Below are 26,531 nucleotides of genomic sequence, written 5' to 3' on the forward strand. Positions count from 1 at the left end.
GTGCGGTGCTTACTGTAGCGTACCCGCTCCCGGCACCGCCCCCAGGACCGCGCCCCGATGACCGACACCGCCTCCCTATCCTCCTTCCGCGCCCTGAGCCGCCTTCTCACCTACGCCCGCAGCTACCGCCGACGGATTGGCCTTGCGAGTCTCTGCTCGGTGGTGAATAAGCTCTTCGACGTGGCGCCGGAGATCCTCATCGGCATCGCCATCGACGTGGTGGTGCGCCAGCAGGACTCCTTCGTCGCCGCCATCGGCATCACCGACGCCCGCGCCCAGATGCTGCTGCTCGCCGGCCTCACGCTTGCCATCTGGGCCGGTGAGTCGCTCTTCGAATACCTCTACCTCGTGCTCTGGCGCAACATCGCCCAGGACCTCCAACACACGATGCGCCTAGACGCCTACGAGCACGTACAGCGCCTCGACCTTGCTTACTTCGAGAACCGCGCCAGCGGCACCCTGGTGGCGATTCTCAACGATGACGTGAACCAGCTGGAGCGCTTCCTAAACGGCGGCGCCAACAACCTGATTCAGGTCGCGACGACGCTCGTGGCCGTGGGCGCTGTCTTCTTCGCCGTCTCGCCCTTGATCGCGCTCATGGCCTTCACGCCGATCCCCCTGATCGTGATCGGCGCCTTCTACTTCCAGCGACGAGCCCAGCCGCTCTACGCCCAGGTGCGCGAGCGCGTGGGCAACCTGTCCGCTCGATTGTCTGCGAACCTAGCGGGCATCACGACCATTAAGAGTTTCACTACCGAGGCCTTTGAGGCCGGACGCATCCGCGATGACAGCGAGGCGTACGTCGACGCTAACCGCCGCGCCATCGCCATCAGCTCGGCCTTTATCCCGGTAATCCGCATGGCGATCCTGGCAGGCTTTCTCGCCACATTCTTGCTCGGCGGGTGGATGACCTTGGAGGGCAAGCTGAACGTCGGTGCCTACGGCGTGCTGGTGTTTCTTACCCAACGATTGCTTTGGCCGTTGACGGGCCTCGCCGAGACGGTCGATCTCTACGAGCGCGCGATGGCCTCGACCCGACGCATCCTGGACCTGATCGAGACGCCCGTGCGCATCCGCGATCGACCGGACGCGCACAGCGTGCAAAACGTGCAGGGACACATCGCCTTCGACCAGGTGAGCTTCGCCTACGAGGCGCAGGGCGCGCCGGTGGTGTCGGACATCACTCTCGACATCCCCGCCAGCAGCACCGTCGCCTTCGTTGGCCAGACGGGCTCGGGCAAGAGCACACTGATCAAACTGCTGATGCGCTTCTACTCCCCCGCCAGCGGCACGATCACCCTCGACGGCCAGCCCCTCGACGCCCTGGCGCTGCGCTCCCTGCGCCAACACATCGGCCTCGTGAGCCAGGACACATTCCTGTTCCAGGGCACGGTGCGGGAGAACATCGCCTACGGCCAACCGCAGGCGCGCGAAGAGGACATCCTCGCAGCCGCCCGGGCCGCGGAAGCGACGGAGTTTATCGAACGCTTGCCGAAGGGCTTTGACACGGTGGTCGGCGAGCGCGGCCAGAAGCTCTCCGGCGGCCAGCGCCAACGCCTGTCCATCGCCCGCGCCCTGCTGCGCGATCCGCGCGTGCTGATCCTCGATGAGGCAACCTCCGCGGTGGATAACGAGACGGAAGCGGCGATCCAGCGCTCCCTGGCCCGTATCTCGCGCTCGCGCACCACCATCGTCATCGCCCACCGCCTGTCCACCATCGTCGGCGCCGACCAGATCTACGTGCTCGACGGCGGCCGCATCATCGAGGCCGGCACGCACGGGGCGCTGCTCGCCGCGGGTGGCCAGTACAGCGCCCTGTGGAACGTGCAGACCGGCCAGGAACTCACCGCCTCCGCATCCTCGTGAGATTGCGCGCAAGAATCGGAGCGCACGGCGCGTAAGCAAGTCCTAGGCTCTTTGTCGTTCTGCACCAGGATAGGAAGACCATGAGCCCAAAGCGTACCCACCCGATGAGCGAGGAGCAGCAATGGCAGGCCGTGTGTTCACGCGATGTCAGCGCGGACGGACGCTTCTTCTACGGCGTCCTTACCACCGGCGTGTACTGCCGCCCGAGCTGCGCGGCCCGCCAACCCAAGCGCGCGAACGTTCGCTTCTACGAGACGGCTAGCGCCGCCGAGGCAGACGGCCTACGCCAGTGCCGGCGGTGCCGTCCAGGGGCCCTCGTCCAGGAGCGAGCGCTGATCCAACGCCTCTGCTGCTTCATCGATGAGCATGCCGAGCAGACCATTACCCTCGCTCGCCTCGGGCGCGAAGCGGGCATGAGCCCCACCCGCGTCCAGCGTTTGTTCACGAAACACGTAGGTGTGAGTCCCAAGGCCTGGCAGGATGCTCGGCGTGTGCGGCGTCTGAAGACACACCTGCGCCACCCGGCGCACGGCGGCGTGGTGGATGCCATCTTCGAGGCGGGCTTCGGCTCCACCTCCCGCGTCTACGAGCGTGTCGACGAGCACATCGGCATGACGCCCTCCGCCTACCGTGCGGGCGGCGCTGGCGAGCAGATCCACTACGCGAGCCGCGAGACGGTCCTTGGGCCGCTGATGATGGCTGCCACGGCACGCGGCGTGTGCTTCGCCCAATTCGGTGCGTCCGCCGCCACCTTGCTCACGCAACTGCGCAAGGAGTTCCCCAACGCCGCCTTAGTGCCGATGCCGACGCGCGCCAATGCGCCGCTGCTTGCGTGGATAGACGCCCTGGACAAGCACCTCGCCGGGGAAACGCCCCGCCCCGATCTGCCGCTGGACCTACGGGGCACTGCCTTTCAACTCAAGGTCTGGAGATTCCTTTGCAGCGTCCGCGAGGGAGATGTGGTGAGTTACGGTGAGGTGGCGAGCGCTATCGAGGCGCCGACGGCCACGCGCGCCGCTGCCAACGCTTGCGGGGCGAATCGAATCGCCGTGCTGGTGCCCTGCCATCGCGTACTGCGTGGCGATGGCAGTTTGGGCGGCTATCGGTGGGGTGTCGAGCGCAAGCGCGCCCTGCTCGATGGTGAACGTCGGCGGCGTACGGTGGTGGCGCAGGACGAGTGAAGTTAGCGGTCGTATCGCAAGAGGCCCTGACGATAGCTTAGGACAATGCCGTCGCCGCCCAAAAGGCACCACCAACCGGACCCACAGCCTACGCCACGCCCTGCTCCCAGCAGCCCGTGCTTTGAGCTTTGCGACCTCGATCCATGGTTGGAACTGCGACGATGCTGACGGCATTGCCACTGCCGACGGGAGCAGTCCTGCGTATCGGCAGAAGAGCGCTCGGACGGTCCTGGGCATGCGACAAATCTAACCCCAGGGCCTGCTAACACTACTTGAGGTAGACTGCTGTAATGGGGACTATCCCAAGCAGCTTGAGCTCATCGAGGATTTGCTGCCAGTTCAACGCGGTAACCTGAAACTGCCAAGTCTTTAGGTCATCAACGCGATTTTCTACGTCGCAGAACACGGCTGTAAATGGCGCGGCCTACCGAAGAGATTCGGAAACTCGCACACGATCTACACTCGCGCGAGGCGCTGGGCGCGCGCTGGCGTGCTCGACCGGATCTTCTCCGCTGCAAGACAGTGACTGATAAGCATTCAAGTCGAGCATGTGTCGCTGGATAGCACGGCGGTGAAGATCCATCCAGATGGAACAGACACTCGAAAAAACGGCGTCCAATCCATCGGCAAGTCGCGGGGCGGATTGACGACTAAGGTTCATATGGTCGCCGCAGACGCCCGGACAGCCGTGAACTTCTCCCTGTCTCCTGGGCAAGCCATGATGCACCAGAGGGTCGCAAGCTCCTCCAAACACTGGAAAACAAGGGCTGGGACGGTACCAAGGTCATTATGGATCGTGCGTATGAAGGTGATGAAACGCGCCAGCTAGTGCTCGACTAAGCGATGGATCCAGTCGTGTCGCCAAGGGTAACCGAGTGTCTCCGTGGAAGTACTGCCATTGTTCCGACGGCTCGAGGGTTACCGCCGAATCTTCTCACGCTTCGACAAGCTCGATGTCATGTTCATGTTCTTCATCCACTTCGCGCTGATCACCGATACGCTGAATTAGCGTTAACGGGCTCTAGTTGGGGAACGGCGTACGCATGTGCTCCGGCTGGCTCACTTGGACTTTACAAGTCAGCGGGACGAGTGCGCGTTTGCGCCGACTTGCAGTCGCTACGGCTGGGGACTGGTGATAGCACCGAGCCAAGCGTGAAAGCCGAGCGGGCGCAGTTGGCCTTGTCGGAGCACTACACCCACCACCACCGAATGGGCCGAGCGTTGCCCCCTGCAACCACCCATTAACATCTTCGCTTCCACGGTACGTCTACGCGTTGCTTCCGGCTGTTTCGGTGGAGCGAAGAACCAGTCCCAGTAGGCAGGCTCTTTACTATACGCAAAAGAATGCGTATGGTTATACGCTGTGGGAAGCGTACAAACCATATTGCCGGCAAGGCGACCGATTCGGCCGATGCCCGGCGGCACCCCCGACCACGAACTTGTCATCGGGCGAGATGATGTCATTGGAGAGATCCTGGCGGCGGCTGCCGCCGGGGTCGACCAACTGCTTGCCGACCCCAGGCGGATGGGCAAAACGTGCGCGATGAAGCGCTTACGCCATCTCACGCCCGACGGATGGGGATCGTCCTTCGCTGACTTTCAGGGCGTATCAACAGTAGGAGAGTTCGTCGCTCGAGCATTTCAGCAAATCAACGAGCAAGCGCATCTTCCCGCCCGAGCGATCGATTCCGTGAGGGGCTTCTTCGCCGGGGCCACGTTAACCGCCGGCGCAGGAGGCATTGTCCAGCTCTCAAAAACCTTCGAGTCCGACGCCATCGAGACGTTCGAACAAGCAGTTCTATCGCTCGACGCAAAGCTGTCCGAAGAACAGCGACACTTACTCCTTTGCTGGGATGAAGTCCCCGATTTGGTTGAAAGCATCGCTGAGCGCGAGGGGATCGCGTCAGCAGCCAGCTTCCTGCAGACCTTCCGTCGGATTAGACAGAGTACGAGATCCATTCGGTGGCTGGTAGCCGGATCAGTCGGCTTCCACCACATCCGCGACCGCATCGGCGTCGAGGTCGACGTGGTAAACGATATGCAAGGCGTTCCATTCGGGCCGCTCAATGAGCCACATGCGCGGTGGCTAGCTGACTGTCTCCTCGACTTCATCGTCCGCGACAGAGTGGTGGAGGTCGGGGAGCGACTGGTCGAACGGTCTGGGCGTATGCCGTTTTTGCTTCACGCCATTGCCCATCAGATATGGCAACGCCGCCCTGCGGCCCTAGCGCAGTCGGATGTGGACGACGCGTTCGTAGCGTACGTAAACGACACCGACAAGAGCCATGCGGTCACACACTTCCTGGCTCGCATTGACGACTACTACGCCGAAAAAGCTAGTTTGGCGCGCGCGATTCTAGACGGCTTGACGCCTCGCGGAACCATCCAGTTCGACACGATTGAAGAATTCACAAAGGCGATATCCGCATCTAGGGACCAGCTGCTCGCGGTGCTCGACCTGCTGAAGCTCGATCACTACCTCATCGAGTCGGTCCGGTCAGGGTTTTCGTGGCGATACCCCGTGCTCGGTGAAATTTGGCATCAGCGGCGTAGGATCTAGCCATGCCAACGGCACGAGCTCGATTTAGTCCGCGGGTGCTTGCCGCCGACACGCTCGAGAGGCTTTTTGTCGCGCGAGAACACCTGCTTGAGGACATTGCTGACTCAATCGATAGGGCAACCGAATCGGATGAGCGTGGCCACCTTCTGTTCGTCGGACCCCGCGGCGCAGGCAAGACTCACCTCATTAGTTTGGCTTATCACCGGGCCGATGCTGCGCGCCTGCAAGGGGATCGGTTCCGAATGGCGTGGCTGGATGAGGACCCTTGGGCCATTGTCAGCTACGCGAGTCTACTGGCTGCGATTCTCGTCGACCTGGGCGTTCACAGCGACCGAGCGGCCGATGAGGCATCGCTCGAGAGCCACCTACGTGCGGCGGCGAACGACGGCGGCCCTGTAGTGGTTTTCGCCGAGAACCTTGATCTTATACTCTCGGCAATCGGTCGGCTCGGCCAGCAGCGGCTCCGAAGCTTGATGCAGAGCTCCGGCTGCCTGTTGTTGATTGCCACATCGACCAGACTTACGCACGACCTCTTGGACGAAGCGAGACCGTTCTACAGTTTCTTCATCACAATCGAGCTGCAGCCCTTCACCACCAAACAAGCGGCGCAAATGCTGCAAGCGATAGCACTTGCAGACGGAAACTATGCTCTTGCCGAGGAGCTTGAATCAAAAGAAGCCTACGCGCGACTTCGAGCGGCCGAGACACTAGCGGGTGGGCAGCCGAGGGTCTGGGCTCTGTTGGCCAATGCGCTAACGCTTCATCGACTCGACGAACTGCTGGAGGTCCTCTTCACACAGCTTGATGACCTCACACCGTACTATCAGGAACAGCTCGGCCGCCTTTCCTCAACGCAAAGGCAACTCGTCGTCGCACTAGTTAACCTTGATCGCGCCGCCAACGTGAAAGAGATCAGCTCCAATGCTCTCGTCGACGAACGCCAGGCAGCGAAAGCACTCAAGGAGCTTGTCGCCAAAGGGTGGGCATCCGAACCATCCACCGCACTAACCAGTAGAGTAGATCGCCGACAGCGATTCTACGAGCTGAGCGAGCCTCTACTCAGGCTATCGTTTGAGCTAAAGGCTTCGCGAGGAGCACCGATCTCGTTGCTGGTGGACTTTCTAATCGCCTGGTTCGATCCCGCCGACCTCACCGACTTAGATGATGATGACGAACTCTCGATGATTGGTGAGTACATTGACGCCGCGGGGAATGCGTTTGGTAAGGACACGGCTGGCGCTGCCTATCGTGTGCTTACCGGGCGCACGCGGATATCTGCGAGATCCGACGAGCATCTGCTCGCGACTGATCGAGCCCTCGCAGAGTTGCAGCGAACTGGCGATCCTGGCGCCGCACTAGCCCTCCCAACGCCGATACGTCGCGTGATTGAGCAGCGTCTATTGAGTGTGGGACTTGACAGGGTGCGACTTGATATCCATCGGGCCGCCCTTACCACGGAAGCCCGACAACACGCGAGCACCTGGCTCCGTCAAGCCGAGTCACTCACTTCAAGCGGGGGAGCAAAGGCAACCGCGGCGCTTTGGCACGTCTTCGATCGAAACGCCGAGGTAGCGATGCAGCTGGTCGAGCCCTACGACCTGTTGCCGTTTCGAAAGGCCCTGGTGAACGCTCTTCTATCTAGCGGTCAGACTGCTTCCGCGGTCAGTCTGGCGGCGGACACCGTTCGCGATGGCGAGCTAGTCTACGGCGCCGACGACGACTTTAGCCTAGGCTCGCGCTACCGCTTGGTTCGAGCGCTCGTGGCGGACGGTCAGCCGACTGCCGCGGTCGCCGAGTGCACACGCCTCATCGCTGACAACAAGCGCGTCCATGGGTTCAACTCGACGCACGTCCTCGCGTCGCGCAACCGCCTAATCGACGCGCTCGTTGCTGACGGCCAGATGGCTAAGGCGGTTGAAGCGGGGAGGCGCCTTTTGGCGGACAACGAGCGAATCAACGGCCCTGATAACGGGCACACCCGCGGTTCTCGCAACCGGCTGGCGCAGGCTCTTATCGCCGACGGTCAGACCGCTTCTGCGGTCGAGTTATGCATGCGTCTTGTTGCGGAAAACGAGCGTATTCACGGTCCTTACGCTTGGCACACACGTTCGTCGCATCTTCGTCTTGTAGATGCTCTCGTCGCTGACAGTCAGACGACTGCTGCCGTCGATCTGTGTAAGCGCCTCGTTGCTGAGGACGAACAACTTTACGGGGTGGATGCAGTCCGACTTGGATCTCGGAGACGGCTTGTAGATGCGCTTATCGCCGATGGGAGGACGGAACAAGCTGTTGTGGAATGCTCACGACTCGTCGTCGACAATGAGCGTATCCACGGACCCGACGCCAGCTTCACACTTACCGCACGGCGTCAGCTCGCGGAGGCGCTCGTTGCTGACGGCTCCACGGCGGAAGCCATCTCCGAACTGACTCGGCTGATGGCTAGTGAGGAACGCGTGCACCCGGAAAGCTCAGAGTTTGCCGAGGACTCGCGGCATCGGCTGGCGGAACTTCGAAAGGAGTGCGCAGCTGCCGAGGCCCCAAGGGGCTAGCCTCATCGAGGCGTCACTACTCGGTGAGCCTGAGCCTGCACACTTGGCTAGATGAGTGATCACGGCGGGGACCCGGCCTGAACTAGCGCTCCTAATGACTACGACTGTGCGGCCGGGGAACCACCAGTGGAGTGGGCGGTCACAGTGTGCCTCACTTGATCAGAATCCGGCAGCAGCGAATAGCGGGTCGTTTCGGAGCCCGGAGACGGACGTGTAGTTGGATCGTCCCGCTGCTCAAGGGATTCTGGACCGCAGACTACAATTGGATGAACTTCCCTTCAGCAGTTCGATGGCAATGAAGACGCCTTGCCATCGACGCAGGTGCGGCGTTCAATCCCCATTTCGGCCAGCCACTCACAAAAGTCTTGGGTGACGGATGGAGCCAACTAGTCGCCGACGAGCGGCGGTTCGCTAAGAGTCAGCGCGACACCCCAGAACCGCCCCGGCATTCGATGGTCTATTCGGGTACGCAGCCTGATCTCTGCCCGTCCAAGGCGCGCATGCATCTATGTCCGCGCAGACTCGCGCCACCTCGGTTGTTGACGCCAACGAAGCGCCGAAGTAACCCGTTATCCAGCCGCAATGGCAAAGAAGCCCGTGTCCTTGCTACGGCAAGGTTTTAGCTAGGGCGATCCTTAACAGTGTAGACCGCAAAGTCGATCGCCAGACCACTCAACTAGATCGCGGGACATGCTCCAGCGCCGGCGACCGACTTCCCCGTGGCTCACACCTACCCCCAGTACCACTCAGCGAAGGACAGGCGCGCCGTGAGCCGAGCGCGGCTGCGCACGGTAGCCGGGAACCACGCCAACTCTCGCCCCTCCCCCTGCGCCGATTGGGCGCAGCGCACGCGCAAGCCCCGCAGGCCCGCCGCCTTCAGGGACGCAGCGATCCCTTGACAGCGATCGTGCCCGATCTGCCTGCCGACCTCATCGATCGGATAGCTTGGCGGCAGGCCCACGGCTGCCAGGCCAGCGGGAGACGTCAGCTGCGCCACCTCCTGCCGGCGCGGCAGCTGGGCGCCGATCAGCACGGGCGCGTGCTCCGTGCGCAGGTCCTCGGGCTCGTACGGCCACCGGGCGATGAACAGGCGCAGGTTCGTGCGCGCCGTCACCTGATCTTCGTTCAGATACAGCGTCGGGAAGCTGTCCGGGGGGTTCCAGCGGGCCCCGGCGCGGGCGGCGTAGTGAGCATCGAGCGGATCGCGCCAGGCGGGGTCAGCAATTCGCCACCAGGTCCAGCCGTCGACCAGCGTCTGCGTCAGCGCCTTGCCGGCCAAGCCATCAGCCCCCTTGGGCGCTGGCGAAGTCGAACATGGCGCGGCAGCAGCTCAGAACTTCCTGTGTGTTCTGCGCCCGTAACAAGTCGACCAGCGAACGCTCGCCTTGGGTGCCCATCGGTCGACGTACCACGGCGGCGATGCGATCGCGTTTGAGATGCTGCACCAGCAGGTCGGTTGCCGCGGCGAGGTCGGCGATGGCTTCGCTGCGCTCTGCGGGGACGCCGCTCGCCACCCACTTAGCCACGGCCTGGCGGCTCACGCCGAACATCCTTGCCGCGTCCGACTGACTTAGACCCCACGCATCCAACACCCGTCCCAGCGACTCGCCGGCGCGGCGGCGGTCCAGGTGCTCTGCAAAGGCATCCAGCCAGCGATCGTCATGCTCGTAGGTGCGCAGCACCGTTTCTGCGGCCTGGCGTGGGTCGATGTCGCCGGTCGCAGCGTCGAAGGGGAGCTCAGCCATGCGGTCTGCTCTTGACTGGGATACCTGCAACCGTATGTCAACCGCTACCTTTTGTCAACCTCGCCCTTGCGCGCCTTCCGTCCGCCCTGGTGATCAGCGCTTATCGTGGTCGGCGATGAGTTCGACCGTCAGCTCACTGCGGTAGGGGCTGCCCTACGCGCACTGGCGCCGGCCGCGGAGTAAGGCGGGCGCTGCGGGGACGAACCCGGGCAGCGCCCTGGTGGTCTATTCGACTGACGCATCCCGTAGGTGCCTGCAGTCGGGACCACTCCGCGCCATTCAAACTGACCGCTGCCTCGGTGCCCGGGCCGTAGCGAGAGCACAATGCCGGAAGCCACTGGGGGTGTTGCCACCTCCCGCAACTCGCAATGCGGCGAGTAAGCTCACCGCACGCCGTGCGCCAGTCGGGCTTGAATGTGGGCCGAGCGACACAAGCGGAAACCAACAACACTGTTGCGGCTGGCTTGATCGTAGTGATTGCGGGCGCCGACGCGCCCAAGGCGGCCAGGATTGTTCCACGAACCACCGCGCACCACGCGCCGCCCGGTTTGCCGGAGCGCCCCACCTCCCTTTCGGAAGGCCCTAGCAGTATGGCGTGGGAGCCTATTCGGCGCAAAGCCTGCCTCGACGAGCGAGGCAGGCTTGTCAGTGGTCAGGGTTCGAGAATGGGGGCCGAGCGACACAAGCGGAAACCAACAACACTGCCGCGGCCGGCTCGACCGGAGCGACTGCGGGCGCCGACGCGCCCAAGGCGGCCAGGATTGAGCCACGAACCACCGCGCACCACGCGCCGCCCGGACGCATCCTCTTGGTCCTGTGCTGCGACACTGGCCCAGCCCTCGCCCTCGCGCCACGGCGAGCATGTCCACTCCCAAACGTTGCCAGACAGATCCAGCAGCCGATCGTCGCTTTGGCCAAACACGCCCACCGCCGTGGTGCGACCCAGGCGAGTTTCCGCCAGGTTCGCCCGCTGTACCTCAACGCCAGAGCCCCACGGATAGCGCTTTCCGTGCGACACGACGGCAGCCGCGGCCTCCCACTCCGCCTCGCTAGGCAGGCGGTAGCGCGCGTTTGTCCGCGCGCTCAGCCAAAGGCAATAGGCTTCAGCCTCGAAGGAACACACCCCTACTACCGGCTGCGCGGGGTTACCGTAGCGGACCGATCTCCAGTATGACGGCTCGGTATTGCGGGACTGTTGTTCCGGGTGCGCCTGCGCTATCAGCCGCTCAAACTCCTGCTCGGGTAAGCGCGTCCACTCGGCCCATTGACGAGCATTGGGTATGGACATCGTGAAAGCCGCGAGAAGATCTTGAACGGCCGACTCCGGTCCACTGATGGCGCCGGCGAACCTGCGACGGCTCGCCCTTAACGACTCGCGCAACGGCTCCGGACTCATGTCGCCGTTGCGCCAGGTCAGCCCCTGACCCGGCCAGTAGCGGTCGTCTTCGTATCCACCGTCCTGGATGAACCGCGAATACTCGGCATTCGTCACCGGATGGCGGGCAAGTTCGAAAGCGGCAAGCTCAACCTGTTGCCGAGGCTGCTCGTCTGCAAAGCCCCCGGGGTCACCACCGATGACGTACACGCCCGCAGGGATGGCTTCGAACACCGGCACCAGCGGACCGTCCTCATGCCTCCCCGCCGCCAGCAACAACCGGGGATCCCCCAGCTCCCCCAAGGCCTCACCGGCAGCCACGCGTGCGCGCAGGTCCGCCGCCGGATCCTGGCTTCGCTCGATCAGCAGTTGCCGTAGCTGGGTCACTATCTCACCCGGTAGCTGGCCCTGTTGAGCTGCCGCGAGCCCAGCCAAGGGCAGATTGACCTCCATCAGCTCCTTGAGGCGCGCCACCGGGTCCTGCGCCAACCCGACAGCCATCAGGGCGCTCTCCTCCCACCCCGTGGTCGGCAAGCCGGGCAGCGGATCATCGCCCCCGCGCGCGAGTAGCGTTTCGGTCGACTCCTCGAGACCGTCACTGCGCCACGCACCCGCCGCGCGTGACAAGCCGCCTGCTTCGGCCAGCACCCAGGCGGCGAAGTATTCCTGCATCTGCTGGTGCACGAAGCGAATACGCTTCGCCTGTAGCGCATCGTCCTCGAATACGCCCAGGTCCCCCGCCGCCGCCAGCACGAGCGCGGCCTCGTCGGCCGACAACTGCATGGAGGCTTGCATCGCCTGGCAGGCATCGCGGCGACGCAGCTCCCCCCAGCGGTCGCCCGTGCTGCCCGCTTCCTGGAGGTGAAAGGCGAGCTGCGCAAGGGCCGGGAACAAGGGCGCGTCATCCGGTAACCATTCAGGAGCCGTCTTGCGCCGCTCCAGCGCGCGGCGATCGTCGTCGCTGAGCAACCCTGGCTGATCAGCGAACCGCGCACGTCCCTCCTGACACTCGCGCCGCAGGCGCTCGCACAGGAGGCTGCTGAAGAGCGCTGCTCGGTTGCGTGGGATACGGTGATCACCGTCTGTGCCGTCGATCTGGGACAGCAGCAAGTTCAGCGCGTAGGGCGAGCTGTAGAGCTGTAAGGCCATCCGGTCGTCCAACTGCTGCCAGATACGAGCGGCCGCCTCGGGCTCGAAACGCGTGTTGATGAAATCGCGCACGCGGCCTGGCTCCATGGCCTGGATCTCGATCTCCGGCAATCCCCCCTCGCGGCCTTGATCGATGCGTGCGGAGTAATCCATGGGGCGGCAGGTGAACAGCAAGCGCACGCCGGGATAGCGCTTCTCCACCCGCTCCACCAGCTGCCGCCAGTGACCGACGCGCGCGCGGTACTGGCCTTCGTCCGCGCGCGGGATCTCGTTGATGCCATCGAGCAGTAAGGTCACCGCCCCCACTTGCAGGAACTCGCTGAGCTTGGGCGCGCCAGCGGTCTGCTCCGCCCACGCGGCCTCCAGCCAGTCGAGGGCCGGGTGCTCCACCTCAGCGGGGCGATAGGCGCGCAGCTGTGCGTAGACCAACAGACGATCGGACGTGGGGTGAGCCAACGCATGCTGCAGCTGAAAGTGACGCAGCAGCGTGCTCTTGCCGCCGCCCGGCGCGGCGAACACCACGCAGGCGGGCGCCAGGTGCTGCTCGAAGACCACCCGGAGCGCCTCCGGTAAAGTATTGAAGGGCAGCTGTCGGCGCGGGGAGGGCTGGCCCGCTTCGTCCAGGTCGCGCACGTGCACGCTGAGCGGGGTGAACTGCGCGTTCACTTCCAGGTGTTCGGGGCTGCCCCAGCGGGCGATCGTCGCCAGCTGCCACTCCTCGTAGCTGGCCGGCCGGTGGCCTTTGACCTGCTCCCAGAGCTGTCGGCGGGTGGCGCCGTCGAGCGCCTCGCCGCGCTCGCGGTACTCGCGCAACTGGGCGTAGCAGCTGGGGCGGGGACCGGCAGCCGGCGGCCACAGCTCGGCCGGCGTGCGCAGCTGGCCGGGTTGGCGCTGATCGTCGTCGGCGCCGGCGTCGGTCAGCGGGGCCGGGCGCTCGTCGGTGATGCCCCACAGCAGGCGGTCGAGGCCCGTATCGGTGAGGCCCGCGCGCAAATCCACCCAAGTTCGCAGCTTGAGGAAGGTGGGCAGCGCTTGCGGGGACGGGCCGCCGGGGAGCAGTACCGGGATCACCGCCTTGCCTTGCCTGGCGGCGTCGCTCAGCAGAACCTGTACCTCTTCGCTCTCCCAGGGGCCAATGCCAGCGGGACCGAGCAGCACCGCGCCGCGCTCAGAGGCTGCGATCCCCCGCGACAGGCCGTCCTGCCAAGGCAACCCCGGCTGCAACTGCTCCTCGTCGAACCAGACCGCGATGTCCGGCCGGCGCGCGCGCAGCCGCTCGAGCAGCTCGCGCACGGCGGGCTTGTCGTCGCTGTTGTGGGAGAGGAAAACGTCGAAGCTCACCGCGCGCTCGCCGGGTCCGTGGATTGCTGCTGGCGCGGAGGGCCGATCCGAACACTACCGCAGACGCATCATAGCCTAGGCGCTCGACGCTTGACCCCGACTCTGCCGGGCGGGTCAATCGCAGGCGTCCGTCACGCCGCTCGGGCCCGGTGCAAGGCCGCGGTGATCGAACAAGCGCCTCGCATCCTGCAGGTCCACCCGCCCGTTGCCATCGAGATCTGCATCGGCATCGGCCGTACCCAGCACATCGCGCATGAGCAACCAGTCCGCAGGCGCTACGACGCAGCTATCGTCCAGGTCCGCATCACAGAGGTTCCCATACCCATCACCGTTGCTATCTCGCTGATCCCCATTCACGGCGAGCTGGCAGTTGTCCTCCACATCTGCAATGCCGTCGCGATCGAGATCCGCTGGCAGCACTCGCCCAAACACGACGTACACCGCTTGGCTGAAGGGGTCAGGAGCACCGAGGATGATGTCGGCAACCCCATCCGCGTTCAGGTCCTTGCCACCGGATACGGCCTGGCCCGTTTGGTCGCCGGGATTGCTCAGCGCTCGAAACCCCTTGAGCCCATCGAACTGCTCCACGAAAACAACGGACTGCTCGCCCAGCAACGGGCTGCCAAAGAGGATCAAGCCGCTGGCTTGCGCACTATCGCCGATGAGTAGATCGTCGACACCGTCCGCGTTGAGGTCTCCTGCGCCTGTGACGTCACCACCGAAGGACGATAGCTGCGGCTCTCCGCGCAGGGTGATGCCCTGGGTGCCGTCGAGGTCGCTGACGAACAGGGTAGCGCCGGGTTGGGCGAGGTCTTGCGCGCCAAATATCAGATAGCTTTCCTCGGGCAACTGAAACGGATCGCCAAGGGCGAGGTCATCGAAGCCATCGCCGTTGATGTCGCCCACCACGCGCGCACCGTAGCCTGGCCGGCTACCCGTTCCATTGGCAGCACGCACGGTCAGCGAGAGCACCTCGCTAAGGGCAGTCGTGTCCACGATGCCGTCCCTGCCGACGTCATCTCCGCCAAAGAGCACGTAGGTGGCGCCATCGCTATCTGACAAGTTCTCGGACGGTGACCCGAGTACAAGGTCGGCAAAACCGTCCCCGTTGAGATCGCCACCGCCGGCGACGCTGTCCAACAGTCGCGGCGTACGCACGACGAACCCATTGCTACCGTCTAGCTCCGCCAGCGGAAAAACGGGGCGATCGCGAAGCGAAGGGTCACCGTAGACGACGAACGCAACGCCCTCGTTTTGGCTGTACTCGCCGCTCACGACGAAATCGTCGAGGCCGTCGCCGTTGACGTCACCAATCGCACCTACTTGGCGACCGAAGCGGTAGGCATCCGTGGGCGCGGGCTGTGCCAGCACCACCACGTCGTCGGTACCGGGGGCGTTGAGATCCAGTTCGTTGCGCTCGCTTAGGGCTTCCGAACCGAAGATCAGGTACGTCTCGCCAGCCTTGGGATCGCCGTACAGCACCACGAAGTTAGGGGCCCCGATCAGGATGTCATCGAGGCCGTCGCCGTCGACATCGCCGGCACCGCTCACGAAAGCCCCGGTTTGTGACTCCGGCCGGCGGCCGAGGATGCTCAACCCCTCGCCCACCGCTAGGCCGGGAATCTGCACCGGACCATCCGCGCCGAGCTCAGTGTTGCCGAAGATGACGTAGGCGACTCCAGCACGTGGACTGTCGCCTACGGGCGTGTAGGGGGCGCCGATCAGCAGATCGTCGATGCCATCACCGTTGACGTCACTCACCATCTCCACGGCGTAGCCAAAGCGCCAGGTACCAGGCCGTTCATTGATGAGCACGCCCTCATCGCTCGGCAGCGCATCGAGGTCGAGCTGGGCAGGAAAGGGATCGGCCGCTGCGGCGAGCTTGCTCAATAGCGCCAGGCCGCCAAAGCCAAGGGCGAGGCGCACGCTGCTAGGGAGATGTAAGTGGGTCATGTCTGTTCGCTTGTTGTATGTGTGGGTGCACAAGCAGCTCGCCTTTTGCGAAGCCTAACGGATCGGCCTATTCGCGCGGGAGGCGCTCGTGAGACTCCGGGCGATCTCGCCCTCGCCCCTGCAGCTTGGCTTGAGAGCACGTGTGGCGGACCGGCTCGTCACGGTGTTCACTCCGGCGCAGCAGTGACCTCGAAGGCGCCGATATCACACCGCTCCTGTAGATCGCCGTCCCCATCCTGCGGTCTTAGGACTCCGCGCTGATCAAAGCTCGGGCACTGCGCCAGCGTACCCATGTCGATCGCGGGGCTGGCGGGGAGCAACGCGTTGGTGAGCGTCGGACCGCCGTTGTTGCGCAAGGCGTCCAGCAGCGGGTCGACGCCAGGCAGATCGTTTGCTGCCGTCAGGTTGCAGCTGTCGTCGCTGTCGAGGTTGGCGCCGGCCGACTCGATCGCGAGATTGCTTGCGAAGCAGTCAGGCGCGGGGGCATTCCCCGCGACGATGGTGTTGGACAGGCGGATGCTGCTCAGCTCACCGTCGTTGGCGATGCCAGCGCCGCCGTTGGGCGCGAAGTTGTTGGCGATCGTGCTGCTGCGCGCCGTGAGCATGGCATTGATACCCACGTGGATCCCGCCGCCACTTATGCCGGCCTGGTTGGCGGAGATCGTACTGCTACTGATGGAGACCGTGGTGGGACCGAAGTCGCCAGTCGTCATCGATAGGGCGCCGCCAATCTCGCTCACCACGTTGTTGGTCAGCGCGCTGCGCGTGAGCTCGAGCACGCCGCCATCGTTGAAGATGGCACCACCGCCCCGCGCGCCGAGAGCGCGATTACTGGTGAAGGACGATTGATCGATCACCAGACTACCGCCGAGCTGGTAGATGCCTCCGCCCGCCTCCCGGGCCGCGTTGCCGGCGATCACCACATTGCTCAGTTCGAGCCCGGCGAACTCGGAGAAGATCGCCCCGCCCTGCTCGGCTCGGCCACCGATCAGACTGAGATCGCTGATGCGTGCATCCGTGCGATCGATAGTGAAGTGTCGGCTGTTCACGGCTTGCAAGGCGAGACCCCTTCCTGGGCCACGGATCGTCAGCGGTTTGTCCAGCACGATCGGGCCCCGGTTGAGCTTGATGGTCGAGCCGGGCGGTAGATCGAAGGTGACCTCGCCGTTGCGGCAAGCTAACGCCACCGCTTGGCGCAGGCTGCCCGGGACGCGCTCGTCGCCGGCTATGGTAACCACAGCGTTCAAGGCGCAGGTCTCCACGGTGGCCGTATCCGAGAACGGCGTGGGGTCTTCGTCACTGATCACCTCGGCCGTGTTGACGACGATGGCGCCAACGGGCGCATCCGCGGCGATGGCCACGGGCACGGTCAGTAACACCGTCTCACCCGGCGCTAGGGAGACGTTGCGGGCCACGGTTGGGAAATCGGCTGCGTCGTCCGCCAGGATCGCATCCGCTTGCGGTGGGTTCAGCGTGACCGGCCCCACGAATATCGTCTCCGGCGGCAACGTATCGGTGATCACGGCGCTAGCCGTGGGGGAAGAGCCGACGTTGGTGATTTCGAGCGTGTAGCGCAACTGCGCGCCAGCGCCGACCGGCACGTCCACGCTGACTCGCTTTCTCAGCACCAGGTCCACCGCCTGAGATTCGAAAGCGCCGATGTCGCAGCCGACGCCCTGCGGTCGAGTGACCCCGCGCTGATCCGTCGGTGCGCAGTTGTTCGGGTCGCCCGCATCCAAGGTAAGTACGTCCGGCAGCAGGGCCACCGTGTCCGTGGGGCCGCCGTAGCGACCGAGGGGCAGCAGCGCCGGCACCCGTGTCGTGCGATCCCCCGGCTCGAAGGGGCCGCAGGTGCCGTCGTTGAACACGTTGAAGTCGAGCGAGCGCAGCACGGTCGGCTCGCTGCAGGTGCGCGACACCGTGTTCCCTGCGGCGATCGAGTTCCTCAGGGTGATGAGACCTCCGCTAGCAAACACATTGGCGAACAGAAAACCCGTCGCCGTGTTGTTGGTGATCGTGCTCTGCTCGATCGTGATCAGCCCGCCTGATTTGTTGGCGATGATGGCAGTAGAGAGGTCGGTGGAGGTGGTGGCGTTGCCGGACACAGTGGTGTTGCGAAGCGTCACTTCACCGCCTTGGTTGAGCAGGGCGGCCACCGCGGAAAACCCCGAGCCGCGCGCCTCGTTGCGGTCCAAGGTGCTATCGACGATCAGCACTCGTCCGCGCATGTTGTAGATCGCCGCGCCTTCCACCGTGGCGGGGAACGTGGCCGTCACCGTATTGCGGGCGATGGTCACCCGCTCAATCGTCAGCGAGCCGGTGTTGTAGATCCCGGCGCCCTCGGCAAGGCCGAATCCATCGATGAAATTGTCCCTCACTACGGCGTCGGTCAGGGTGAGTTGACCGCGGTTGAAGATGCCGCCACCGGAGGAGAAGTTGGTGCCGCCGGCCAGGGTGACGCCTCGCACCACCACACTCGCCTGACCTATCTCGATGAGTCGATCACCGTTGGGACCGATGGTGAGCAGCTCCGCGCCCGGGCCATCGATGGAAAGTGATTTGTTGATCTCGAGCGGATCACCGGCGAGCGCGATGCTAGCGGGAAACGGAAGATCGAAGTCGATGGTCCCCGAGGGGCAAACCACTTGGATCGCACGACGCAAGGTCCCCGGGCCATCATCTTGCGCGGACACAACGGTGACCCGCGGCAAACACTCGCCCCCAAGTGACTCGCTGGCCAATGCGGGGGAGAGCGCAGAGCATCCCATCAATATCCAGACCGTGAAGCGTGCGTGAAGCGTCATCCGTGATACCTCAGTGAGTTTCTGGCTATTAGCCTAGATGGCTGCCCATAGCCCTCGCAACCTACCCCCTCGGGCTGGCCAGGCGCTAGTGGCGTGCAGTTGTCTGGACATCTGCGGTCGGCGGACCTGTGTAACGCATGTCGGTTGACGCATAGACCTCGATACTGCGAGCCTTAGGCGCGCGGTGTCGTTAAGCAGCTTGTCCGAGCGTTGCGCCGCGTGCCTGACATCACTTGTTACTAGGCAGGTGAGCTCGCTGTCAGTCGACCGGTCGCCGCCACGTGGAAAGCTAAGGAGTGCTTCGATGCGTTGCCAAACGACTCCCCCCACCTTATTGAACGCGTTCTGCCAGGTTAGCTTTGCCCTTGCGGGGTTCTGGCCCCTCGTGCCTTTGGCCTCGTCCTTCCCCGCTGAGATCGACGTGCTCGATCTGCTGCCAGAGAACGGCGGCGACGGCAGTGTGGGCGTGGTCCTAGTCGGCGCCCAGGCCGACGACCGCGCCGGGATCGCCGTAAGCGCCGCTCAGGATCTGAACAACGACGGCGTCGCCGATATTGCCGTCGGCGCGGATGCCTACGATTTTCCTGATCGTACTCGGGCTGGCGGGCTGTTCGTGGTCTACGGCGGCCCTACGCTCGGCGCTGAGTTCGACCTGTCGCGACTGGAGGCTGAGCAGCTACCTGACGGTTCCCTTGGCTTTCTAATCCTAGGTGCATCGGGGCAGGTGGGTTTGGGAGAGACGGCTGCCGATGTCGGCGACATCAGCGGTGACGGCATCGGCGATCTGCTCTTCGCGAGCCCCGAGTTCGGCTCCGTAGGCGTTAGCTACTTACTGAACGGATTCGACGGTGTGCAGCCATTTCCCTTCGGTCCCATCGTCGATGCCGATGAGTTCAATTTCTTCGACATCGGCTCCAATTACGTGGGATCGGTGCCCGGTGGAGAACCTCCCCCCGGAGGCCAGGATGAAAAGTCAGGCTCGGCGATCGCGAACGTGGGTGATGTCAACGGGGACGGGTTTGACGATCTCGGTATCGGCGGACCCGGGGCGGCCCTGCCGAGCGTGCCGCGACCGCAGGCCACGGGGCGAGCATACGTGGTGTTCGGACCGACGGACGCTCGCTTGAACGGCAACGACCTCCTCGAGATCACACCCGGCGGCGGCAACGACGGGAGTCGCGGCTTCGTCGTAGACGGCTATTTCCAGCGCAGCACGGTGGGCTCCTCGATCACCGGCGCGGGCGATATCAACAACGATGGCGTCGACGATGTGGCGGTCGGTGCGGGCGGACTGGGCCAGGTGTTCGTGGTCTACGGCAGCAGCGTGTTCAATCCTGCGCGCTACGACGTGCGGCAGTTCGCGGAAGGTGCGAACGATGGCACCTTCGGTTTCCTGATCAAGGCCGAGGTGGAGCCCGCCGGACTGGGGGGGCCGATCTTGGGGGGAGTCGACTTCAACCAGGACGGCCTATCGGACTTGGTGATCACGGCGTCTCGCGGGCGCAACGAGGCGCCCGAGGTGTTCGTGCTGTATGGGCGCGACGGGGATTTTCCGCCAGCACTCGACCTATCGGAGTTGCGCGACGGCGACGGTTCCCTGGGCACGCATATCATCGCCACCATCGAGGACGTGCTGGCACTGAGCGACCTCGCGACGGGCGACGTCAACAACGATGGGCTGGTGGACCTGGTGATCGGCGCCGGCAGTGATACGAGCGCGGACGGTCGTGCCTACGTGCTCTTCGGTCAGCCCGGGGGATTTGCGCCAACAATCAATCTCGCTGGCCTCTTTGAGGCTAACGGCGGCGACGGTACCGATGGCTTCGTGGTCGTGAGCAGTGAGGGTGCCCGCGGGCGGGTCGGTGCCTCCGTATCGGCGGGCGGTGACGTGAATGGCGACGGACTGCAAGATCTCGTCGTCGGCTCACCTACCGCTGGCGAGAACGGCGCGGCCTACGTCGTGTACGGGCGCCAAGACTCCGATCTCGATGAGGATGGCATCGCGAACGACGCGGACAATTGCACCCTAGTTGCGAACGCGGATCAGCGCGACTCGAACGGCGATGGCTACGGCAATCGCTGCGACGCTGATCTGGATGACAACTGCGTGGTCGACGCTCGGGACTGGTTCATCATGCGAGACGTTATCGGCACCGATGATCCGGATGCAGATCTCGATGGCGACGGCATCGTCAACGGTGCCGATGCGTTGAGGCTCTTCTCCCTTCGGTTCTCGCCGCCCGGTCCCTCGGGGGTGACGGACGCCTGCGAAGCCACCTAGCTACCTAGGGGTTGTTAGCCTTGGCGCACCACCATCGCAGCTGCATGGCGCGAGCATCGTTAGAAGGAAGTAGTCGATCATGTTTCTCCGTCTCTCGGCCGTCGGGTCGGTCGTTTTCGCCCTCCTTTCATTCGCGACAGTCGCTCACGGGGCTCGCGTCCCCATCGGCGAGGCCCGATGCTCCCTCGCAGAGTCGATCGGCGACAACGTGGCGGGTGTGGTGTGGAACGGCGCGACCCAGGCGCTGCTCGCCGTTGATGCGGGCGAGCGCCGCGCCACCCTGATCGACGACCAATGCCAAGCCATGACGCAGTGGGATCTCGCAGCGATCGGCATGAGCCTCCCCGCAGGGGTGGCCTACGACAGCGAGACAGCGCGCTACGCCTTCGTCGACGCCACGCAGGCACGCGTGTTCGCGACGGATACGACAGGCGCGCTAGAGGGCACTTGCGACTTGGTAGCCCTCGGGGCCGGCTCGCCAACGGGCATAGCCTGGGATCCGAATCTCGCCCAGTACCTGGTGGTCGACGGGCTGCGCAACGAGGCCACCGCGATCCACCTCGACGTGCTAGACGGCGGTCCCTGCACGCTCGTGTCAAGCGGGGATCTGAGCGAGGCTGGCATTAGCCGCCCGGTCGACGTCACCTACCTGGAGGATCTGCGCCTCTACGCGGTGGCCGACGAGGCCACGGATCTCATCGTCTACTTGAACGCGTCGCTGGAGCGGCGTGACGCCTGGCAGACCCTCGAGGGGCTTGGCGCCGGTGATGTCACCGGCCTCGCCTACGACGACGCCATCGAGCGCTTCTACCTAGTCGATTTCATCAGTGACGAGCTAATCCGGGCCGACGTTCGCGGCACGAGCGTGCTCGTATGTCCGACGGAGTTCTTCGGGTCTGTCACGGACGTCAGCTACATCGAGCAGAGCGACGAGCTTCTCTATATCGACAACGTGCTGCTCCAGCTCAACGTGCTCGATGCGACCACCTGCGCCGTGACGCGGAGTATCGCCCTGGAACCCTTGGGCCTGCTGGGCAGTCTGGCGGTCGGCTATCTTCCCTCCACGGACGAGATCGTCGTAAGCGATATCAGTCCACCGGAGCTCGTGTTCATCGACAACGCCACCGGGGTGGTGAACGACCGTTGTTCACTGGAGGCGATCGGCGCCATCGTCGCCACCAGTGTGGGCGCGCTGCCGGCGCTGGATGCCCTGGTAGTGGTGAACGAGCCCGACGTGATCGTCCTCGATCGAGACTGCGGGCTCCAGCTCGTCACACCCCTCCTGACACGTGGCACTCCCGCCAACGACACCTTCTTCGGTATCGGGGCGCTCGCGCACAACCCAGCGCTACAGAGCTTCGTTCTCTACGAGCGCTTCAGCGGGCAAGTGCATTCTGTAGGCCTCGGCGGGCGGCAGGACCTGGAGTTTGATTTGGACGGTGTCCGCCATGGCGGTACCACCGGCCTGGTCAGCGCCGGCAGGCCAGGCGCGTTCTTTCTGCAAGACAACACGCGTGACGGGATCTTTCGACTAGAGGTGCCGGCGTTGGCAGAGCCTCGCGGCGTCTCTGGCTCCTACCGCGCGCAGGGGCGGCCGTTCGCCTTGTCGCTGTTCGAACTTGGGGACGGGGTGTTGACCGGACGCCTGTCGCTTCCTATCGGCGTGGTGGAAGTATCCGGCCGTCGCACCGACACCGGCACGGTGCTGGTGAGCTTCGCTGCCACTGGCATGGGTGCGCTTGCGTTGACGGGGCGGGTTAGCGCTGATTTCGAGCGTATCGACTTTCCTCCCCCGCTGGGCACGCTCGTGCGAGAGCGCTAGCCCGCGTCCGCGGTGTCGCGCGGACGCCCCCGCCACGAGGCGGACGGGCGGTTGCCTACAGGTCGACGACCCACGCGGACCTCGAGATGCCGCGCCAACCGCGCGGCCACCGAAGGATCGGAAGGACCAAGGCTGCCCCTACACCAGCTCAGGCCCGTTCGTCCTTCACCGACTCCATCACCACGTGCGTGGTTATCGTACGCACTTGGGGCAAGGTGCCGAGCACATCGGTGTGGAAGATCTTGTAGGCGGCCAGATCTGCCGTTTCCACCCGCAGCAGGTACTCGAAGGCACCGGTGATGTTGTGACACTCACGCACCTCCGGCGACTGCACGATCGCCGCCTCGAAGGCGTGCTGCGACTCGGAAGTGTGGCTAGAGAGGCCCACGGCGATGTAGGCCGTAAAGCCGATACCCATTGCGGCTCGGTCGAGCACGGCCCGGTAGCCACTGATCACACCGCTGCGCTCAAGCTCCTGCACCCGGCGCAGGCAGGCGGAGGCGGACAGGCCAACGCGGTCGGCCAATTCGGCGTTGGTAACACGCCCATCGCTCACCAGCTCATGCAAGATTCTGTTGTTTGTCTTGTCCAGCGCCGCCATAAGTTGCGTGTATAGCGTAAATTTACGCAATCATGCAAGCACATTTCGTCGATCTTGCCGAATACTAGAGCCATGAACATCGAGCTTATCGGCGGCCTGGCCGCCTTCGCGGTGGTGTCCTCCATCACCCCGGGACCGAACAACCTGATGCTCATGGCGAGCGGCGCCAACTACGGCTTCCGCAGGACCATTCCGCACATGCTGGGCGTAGGCCTGGGCTTCGGCTTCATGGTGCTGATCGTGGGCCTGGGTCTGATGGGCCTATTCACCGCGATCCCTGCCAGCTATACGGTGCTGAAGATCGTCAGCGTGCTGTACCTCCTGTACCTAGCCTTCAAGATCGGTACGGCGGCGGCACCCGCGCGGCACGGGCAGGCGCGGGGTCGCCCGTTCAACTTCTGGCAGGCGGCTGCGTTCCAATGGGTGAACCCAAAGGCCTGGACCATGGCACTTACCTCGGTGGCCGTGTACGCGCCAAAGCAGAGCCTGCTCGCCGTGTTGTTCGTGGCCAGCGTGTTCGCCCTCATCAATCTGCCCTGCGTGAGCGCCTGGACCGTACTCGGCGAGCAGCTGCGATCGATCCTGTCGAGCCCCGCCCGCCTGCGCGCCTTCAACTGGTCCATGGCGCTGCTGCTCGTGGCTTCCCTCTACCCGGTACTAGCCACTTCCGCACACTAGGCCGGCGGTTCGCGAGCCAACGCTGCGCCGCACGCTTGCGCTGGGGGCGGGCACCAGCGGATCATCTGCGCCCGTTGAGGCTCGCGAAGCGGGCGACAACGCTCGGGCGCAACGGGGTCGCACAACCGATCGGCGGAGCGCGAACTATTATTCCAGCCGTAGTGTGCCACCATGATTCGTGCCCGTTCCTTCTGCCTGCTCGCCGTCCCGGTCTGGCTCCTCGCCTCGGCCTTGCCTGCCGCTGGCGCGCAAACCCAAGGAGCCGCCGTCGTGCCCACCACCGATACGGCGCCTACCAGCGCCAGACTGCTCACGAACGAGGCCATCTTCGAAGAGAAGCACTACAAGCCAGCGAAGCCAGAGCGCCTGCAGTGGCTCCCCGATGGCGGCTACGCGATGCTCGAGGTCGCGCAGGCCGACGGTGAGACTGACGCCGAAGACGACGAGAACCCACCTAAGGAAATCATACGCTATGACGCGGAGACGGGCGAGAGAACGGTGCTCGTGGGCCTCCCTCAACTCACCCCTGCGGGCGCCGATGAGCCGCTGGTAGTAGACGACTACCACTGGAGCGAGGATCGCACGCAGCTCCTGCTGTACACCAACAGTCAAAAGGTGTGGCGCAAGAAAACTCGTGGCGACTACTGGGTGCTCTCCTTGGACAGCGGCAAGCTGCGCCAGCTGGGCGGCATCGCTGAGCCCGCGAGCCTGCAGTTTGCCAAGTTCTCACCCGACGGACGCCAGGTGGCCTACGCGCGAGATGCCGATGTATTCGTGGAAGACCTGTCGTCCGGCGAGATCACCCGCCTCACCAGCCGTGAGAGCGATGCCAACTTGAACGGCATCACCAGCTGGGCCTACGAGGAGGAGTTCGGGATCCGCGACGGTTTTCGCTGGAGCCCCGACGGCAGCCGCATCGCCTTCTGGCAGTTCGACACGAGCGGCGTGCGCGACTTCGTCCTCATCAATAACACCGATGAGCTCTACCCGACACTTACCCATCTGCCTTATCCGAAGGTCGGTGAGACGGTGTCCGCGGCACGCATCGGCGTGGTCACTATCGGCGGCGGAGCCACCGTGTGGATGGATCTGCCGGGCGACCCGCGCCAGATGTACATCCCACGCATGGACTGGGCCGGCGATCGCAGCGACGCGGTGCTGATCCAACACGTCAACCGCAAGCAGGATACCAACACGCTCTACTACGGCGATGCCACCAGCGGCAAGACCCAGCCCATCTTCGTCGAACGTGAGAACGAGCACCTGGACGACTTCTTCGACGTCACCTGGCTGGATGACGGCCGCGCCTTCACATGGATGAGCGAACGCAGCGGTTGGCGCCACGTGCTGCGCGTGTCCAGCGACGGCGGACGGGTGCAGGACCTCACCCCCGGAGACTTCGACGTGGTGGCACTCGTGCACGTCGATGAGGATCACAACCGAATCTACTTCGTCGCCTCGCCAGACGACGCCACCCAACGCTACCTCTACCAAGCGCCCCTCGACAGCGAGGGCGCCCCCAAGCGCATTACCCCCGCCGACACTGCGGGCACCAACGCCTACGACATTTCGGACGATGGCCTTTGGGCCGTGCACTCCCACTCGCGCTTCGACCAACCCGCGCAGTACCACCTGGTCGCCCTGCCGGACCACGTTCGCGCCCGCACGCTGGAAGACAACGCCGCCCTGCGCGAGAAGCTCGATGCGCTCGAACTCGGCCGCCACGAGTTCTTCCGCGTCACGGCCCAAGACGGCGTGCCCCTAGACGGTTTCCTGATGTACCCGCCGGACTTCGACCCGACGAGACGCTACCCCATCCTCTTCTACGTGTACGGTGAGCCCGCCGGAACGACCGTCGTTGACCAGTGGAAGGATCAGCGCACGCTCTGGCACCTACTCATGACCCAACGGGGCTACTTGGTCGCCTCAGTCGACAACCGCGGAGCTCGCACCCCGCGCGGCCGGGACTGGCGTAAAGCGGTGTACGGCCAGATCGGTATCCTCTCCGCGCGCGATCAGGCGGACGCGCTGAAGGCGATGCTCGCCCGCTTCGACTTCATCGATCCCGACCGCGTGGGCATCTGGGGCCATTCGGGAGGCGGCTCGATGACCCTCAACATGCTGTTCCGCTACCCCGATCAGTACCACGTAGGAGTATCGCGCGCCCCCGTGCCGGACCAGCGCCTGTACGACGCAATCTACCAGGAGCGTTACTCGGGCTTGCTCGAGGACTACGCGGACGCGTACACCCAGGCCTCGCCCATTACCCATGCCAAGCACCTGAAGGGCAGACTGCTGCTGGTGCACGGCACGGGCGATGACAACGTGCACTACCAGGGCAGCGAACGCTTGATCAACGAACTCGTCAAGCACAACCGGCGCTTCGAGTTCCTCTCCTACCCAAACCGCGACCATCGCATCGACTCCGGCGAGGGCACGTCGCTGCACCTACACGATACGATGACCGCGTACTTCGAGGAGCACCTCTAGCCTGCTTTATTCATGAGGTGTGGCGTTGAGCCCCTGAGATGAGATCGTAGGGCGTTGACCGCAGCTGAGCGAGTGCCTGTGAGGCGTTCTCAGGGTTGAGGCCGGCGTTTTCCGAGTGTTGGGGTCGCTCATGCAG

At 64.3% G+C, this 26,531-nt stretch carries 14 protein-coding genes and 1 pseudogene; 9 read left to right on the forward strand and 6 right to left on the reverse strand.

The annotated features are described in order from the left end of the window. Positions 1-57: 57 nt before the first annotated feature. The 5 genes and pseudogenes from AAGA68_20520 (at position 58) to AAGA68_20540 (ending at position 8,156) form a co-directional block, all read left to right on the forward strand. On the forward strand, positions 58-1,866 hold the full coding sequence (locus AAGA68_20520) for an ABC transporter ATP-binding protein (protein ID MEM9387452.1): 1,809 nt from the start codon (positions 58-60) through the stop codon (positions 1,864-1,866). A gap of 80 nt (positions 1,867-1,946) precedes the next feature. Beyond that, positions 1,947-3,047, forward strand: coding sequence for a methylated-DNA--[protein]-cysteine S-methyltransferase (locus AAGA68_20525; protein ID MEM9387453.1), 1,101 nt, complete (start codon positions 1,947-1,949; stop codon positions 3,045-3,047). A gap of 319 nt (positions 3,048-3,366) precedes the next feature. Beyond that, positions 3,367-4,056: pseudogene (locus tag AAGA68_20530) on the forward strand (IS5 family transposase). 681 nt (positions 4,057-4,737) lie between these two features. Further along, complete coding sequence (locus tag AAGA68_20535) at positions 4,738-5,607, forward strand: hypothetical protein (GenBank protein MEM9387454.1); 870 nt, start codon at positions 4,738-4,740, stop codon at positions 5,605-5,607. A gap of 2 nt (positions 5,608-5,609) precedes the next feature. After that, a complete protein-coding gene (locus AAGA68_20540; protein ID MEM9387455.1) occupies positions 5,610-8,156 on the forward strand; it encodes an ATP-binding protein in 2,547 nt (848 codons plus the stop codon). Positions 8,157-8,886: 730 nt separating this feature from the next. Here the strand turns inward: AAGA68_20540 and AAGA68_20545 are convergent. The 5 genes from AAGA68_20545 to AAGA68_20565 all read right to left on the reverse strand — a co-directional run bounded on the left by AAGA68_20545 (position 8,887) and on the right by AAGA68_20565 (position 18,523). After that, positions 8,887-9,435 (reverse strand): RES family NAD+ phosphorylase, encoded by a 549-nt coding sequence (locus AAGA68_20545; GenBank protein ID MEM9387456.1) that lies wholly within the window; start codon positions 9,433-9,435, stop codon positions 8,887-8,889. 4 nt (positions 9,436-9,439) lie between these two features. Further along, positions 9,440-9,901, reverse strand: coding sequence for a hypothetical protein (locus AAGA68_20550; GenBank protein MEM9387457.1), 462 nt, complete (start codon positions 9,899-9,901; stop codon positions 9,440-9,442). A 652-nt stretch (positions 9,902-10,553) separates the two neighbouring features. Next, positions 10,554-13,766, reverse strand: coding sequence for an SUMF1/EgtB/PvdO family nonheme iron enzyme (locus AAGA68_20555; GenBank protein MEM9387458.1), 3,213 nt, complete (start codon positions 13,764-13,766; stop codon positions 10,554-10,556). Between the two features lie 114 nt (positions 13,767-13,880). After that, positions 13,881-15,719, reverse strand: a complete 1,839-nt coding sequence (locus AAGA68_20560) for an integrin alpha (protein MEM9387459.1) — start codon at positions 15,717-15,719, stop codon at positions 13,881-13,883. Positions 15,720-15,886: 167 nt separating this feature from the next. Continuing rightward, entirely contained in the window at positions 15,887-18,523 is a 2,637-nt protein-coding gene (locus tag AAGA68_20565) for a choice-of-anchor Q domain-containing protein (GenBank protein MEM9387460.1), read from the reverse strand. Positions 18,524-18,827: 304 nt separating this feature from the next. On the opposite strand from AAGA68_20565, the gene AAGA68_20570 reads away from it, so the two are divergent. Both AAGA68_20570 and AAGA68_20575 read left to right on the forward strand, forming a co-directional pair. Next, complete coding sequence (locus AAGA68_20570) at positions 18,828-20,804, forward strand: hypothetical protein (protein MEM9387461.1); 1,977 nt, start codon at positions 18,828-18,830, stop codon at positions 20,802-20,804. Between the two features lie 79 nt (positions 20,805-20,883). Continuing rightward, complete coding sequence (locus AAGA68_20575) at positions 20,884-22,626, forward strand: hypothetical protein (protein MEM9387462.1); 1,743 nt, start codon at positions 20,884-20,886, stop codon at positions 22,624-22,626. 148 nt (positions 22,627-22,774) lie between these two features. Here the strand turns inward: AAGA68_20575 and AAGA68_20580 are convergent, their stop codons facing one another. Continuing rightward, a complete protein-coding gene (locus tag AAGA68_20580; protein ID MEM9387463.1) occupies positions 22,775-23,227 on the reverse strand; it encodes an Lrp/AsnC family transcriptional regulator in 453 nt (150 codons plus the stop codon). A 72-nt stretch (positions 23,228-23,299) separates the two neighbouring features. Here AAGA68_20580 and AAGA68_20585 point away from each other — a divergent pair, with 72 nt between their 5' ends. Together AAGA68_20585 and AAGA68_20590 are read left to right on the forward strand one after the other, a co-directional pair. Then, the gene (locus AAGA68_20585) at positions 23,300-23,905 is read left to right on the forward strand and encodes a LysE family translocator (protein ID MEM9387464.1); all 606 of its coding nucleotides are present in this window, start codon (positions 23,300-23,302) and stop codon (positions 23,903-23,905) included. A 171-nt stretch (positions 23,906-24,076) separates the two neighbouring features. Further along, positions 24,077-26,395, forward strand: a complete 2,319-nt coding sequence (locus AAGA68_20590) for a DPP IV N-terminal domain-containing protein (protein MEM9387465.1) — start codon at positions 24,077-24,079, stop codon at positions 26,393-26,395. Positions 26,396-26,531 lie beyond the last annotated feature (136 nt).

It is taken from the genome of Pseudomonadota bacterium, from assembly GCA_039193195.1.
GTDB lineage: Bacteria > Pseudomonadota > Gammaproteobacteria > Steroidobacterales > JBCBZW01 > JBCBZW01.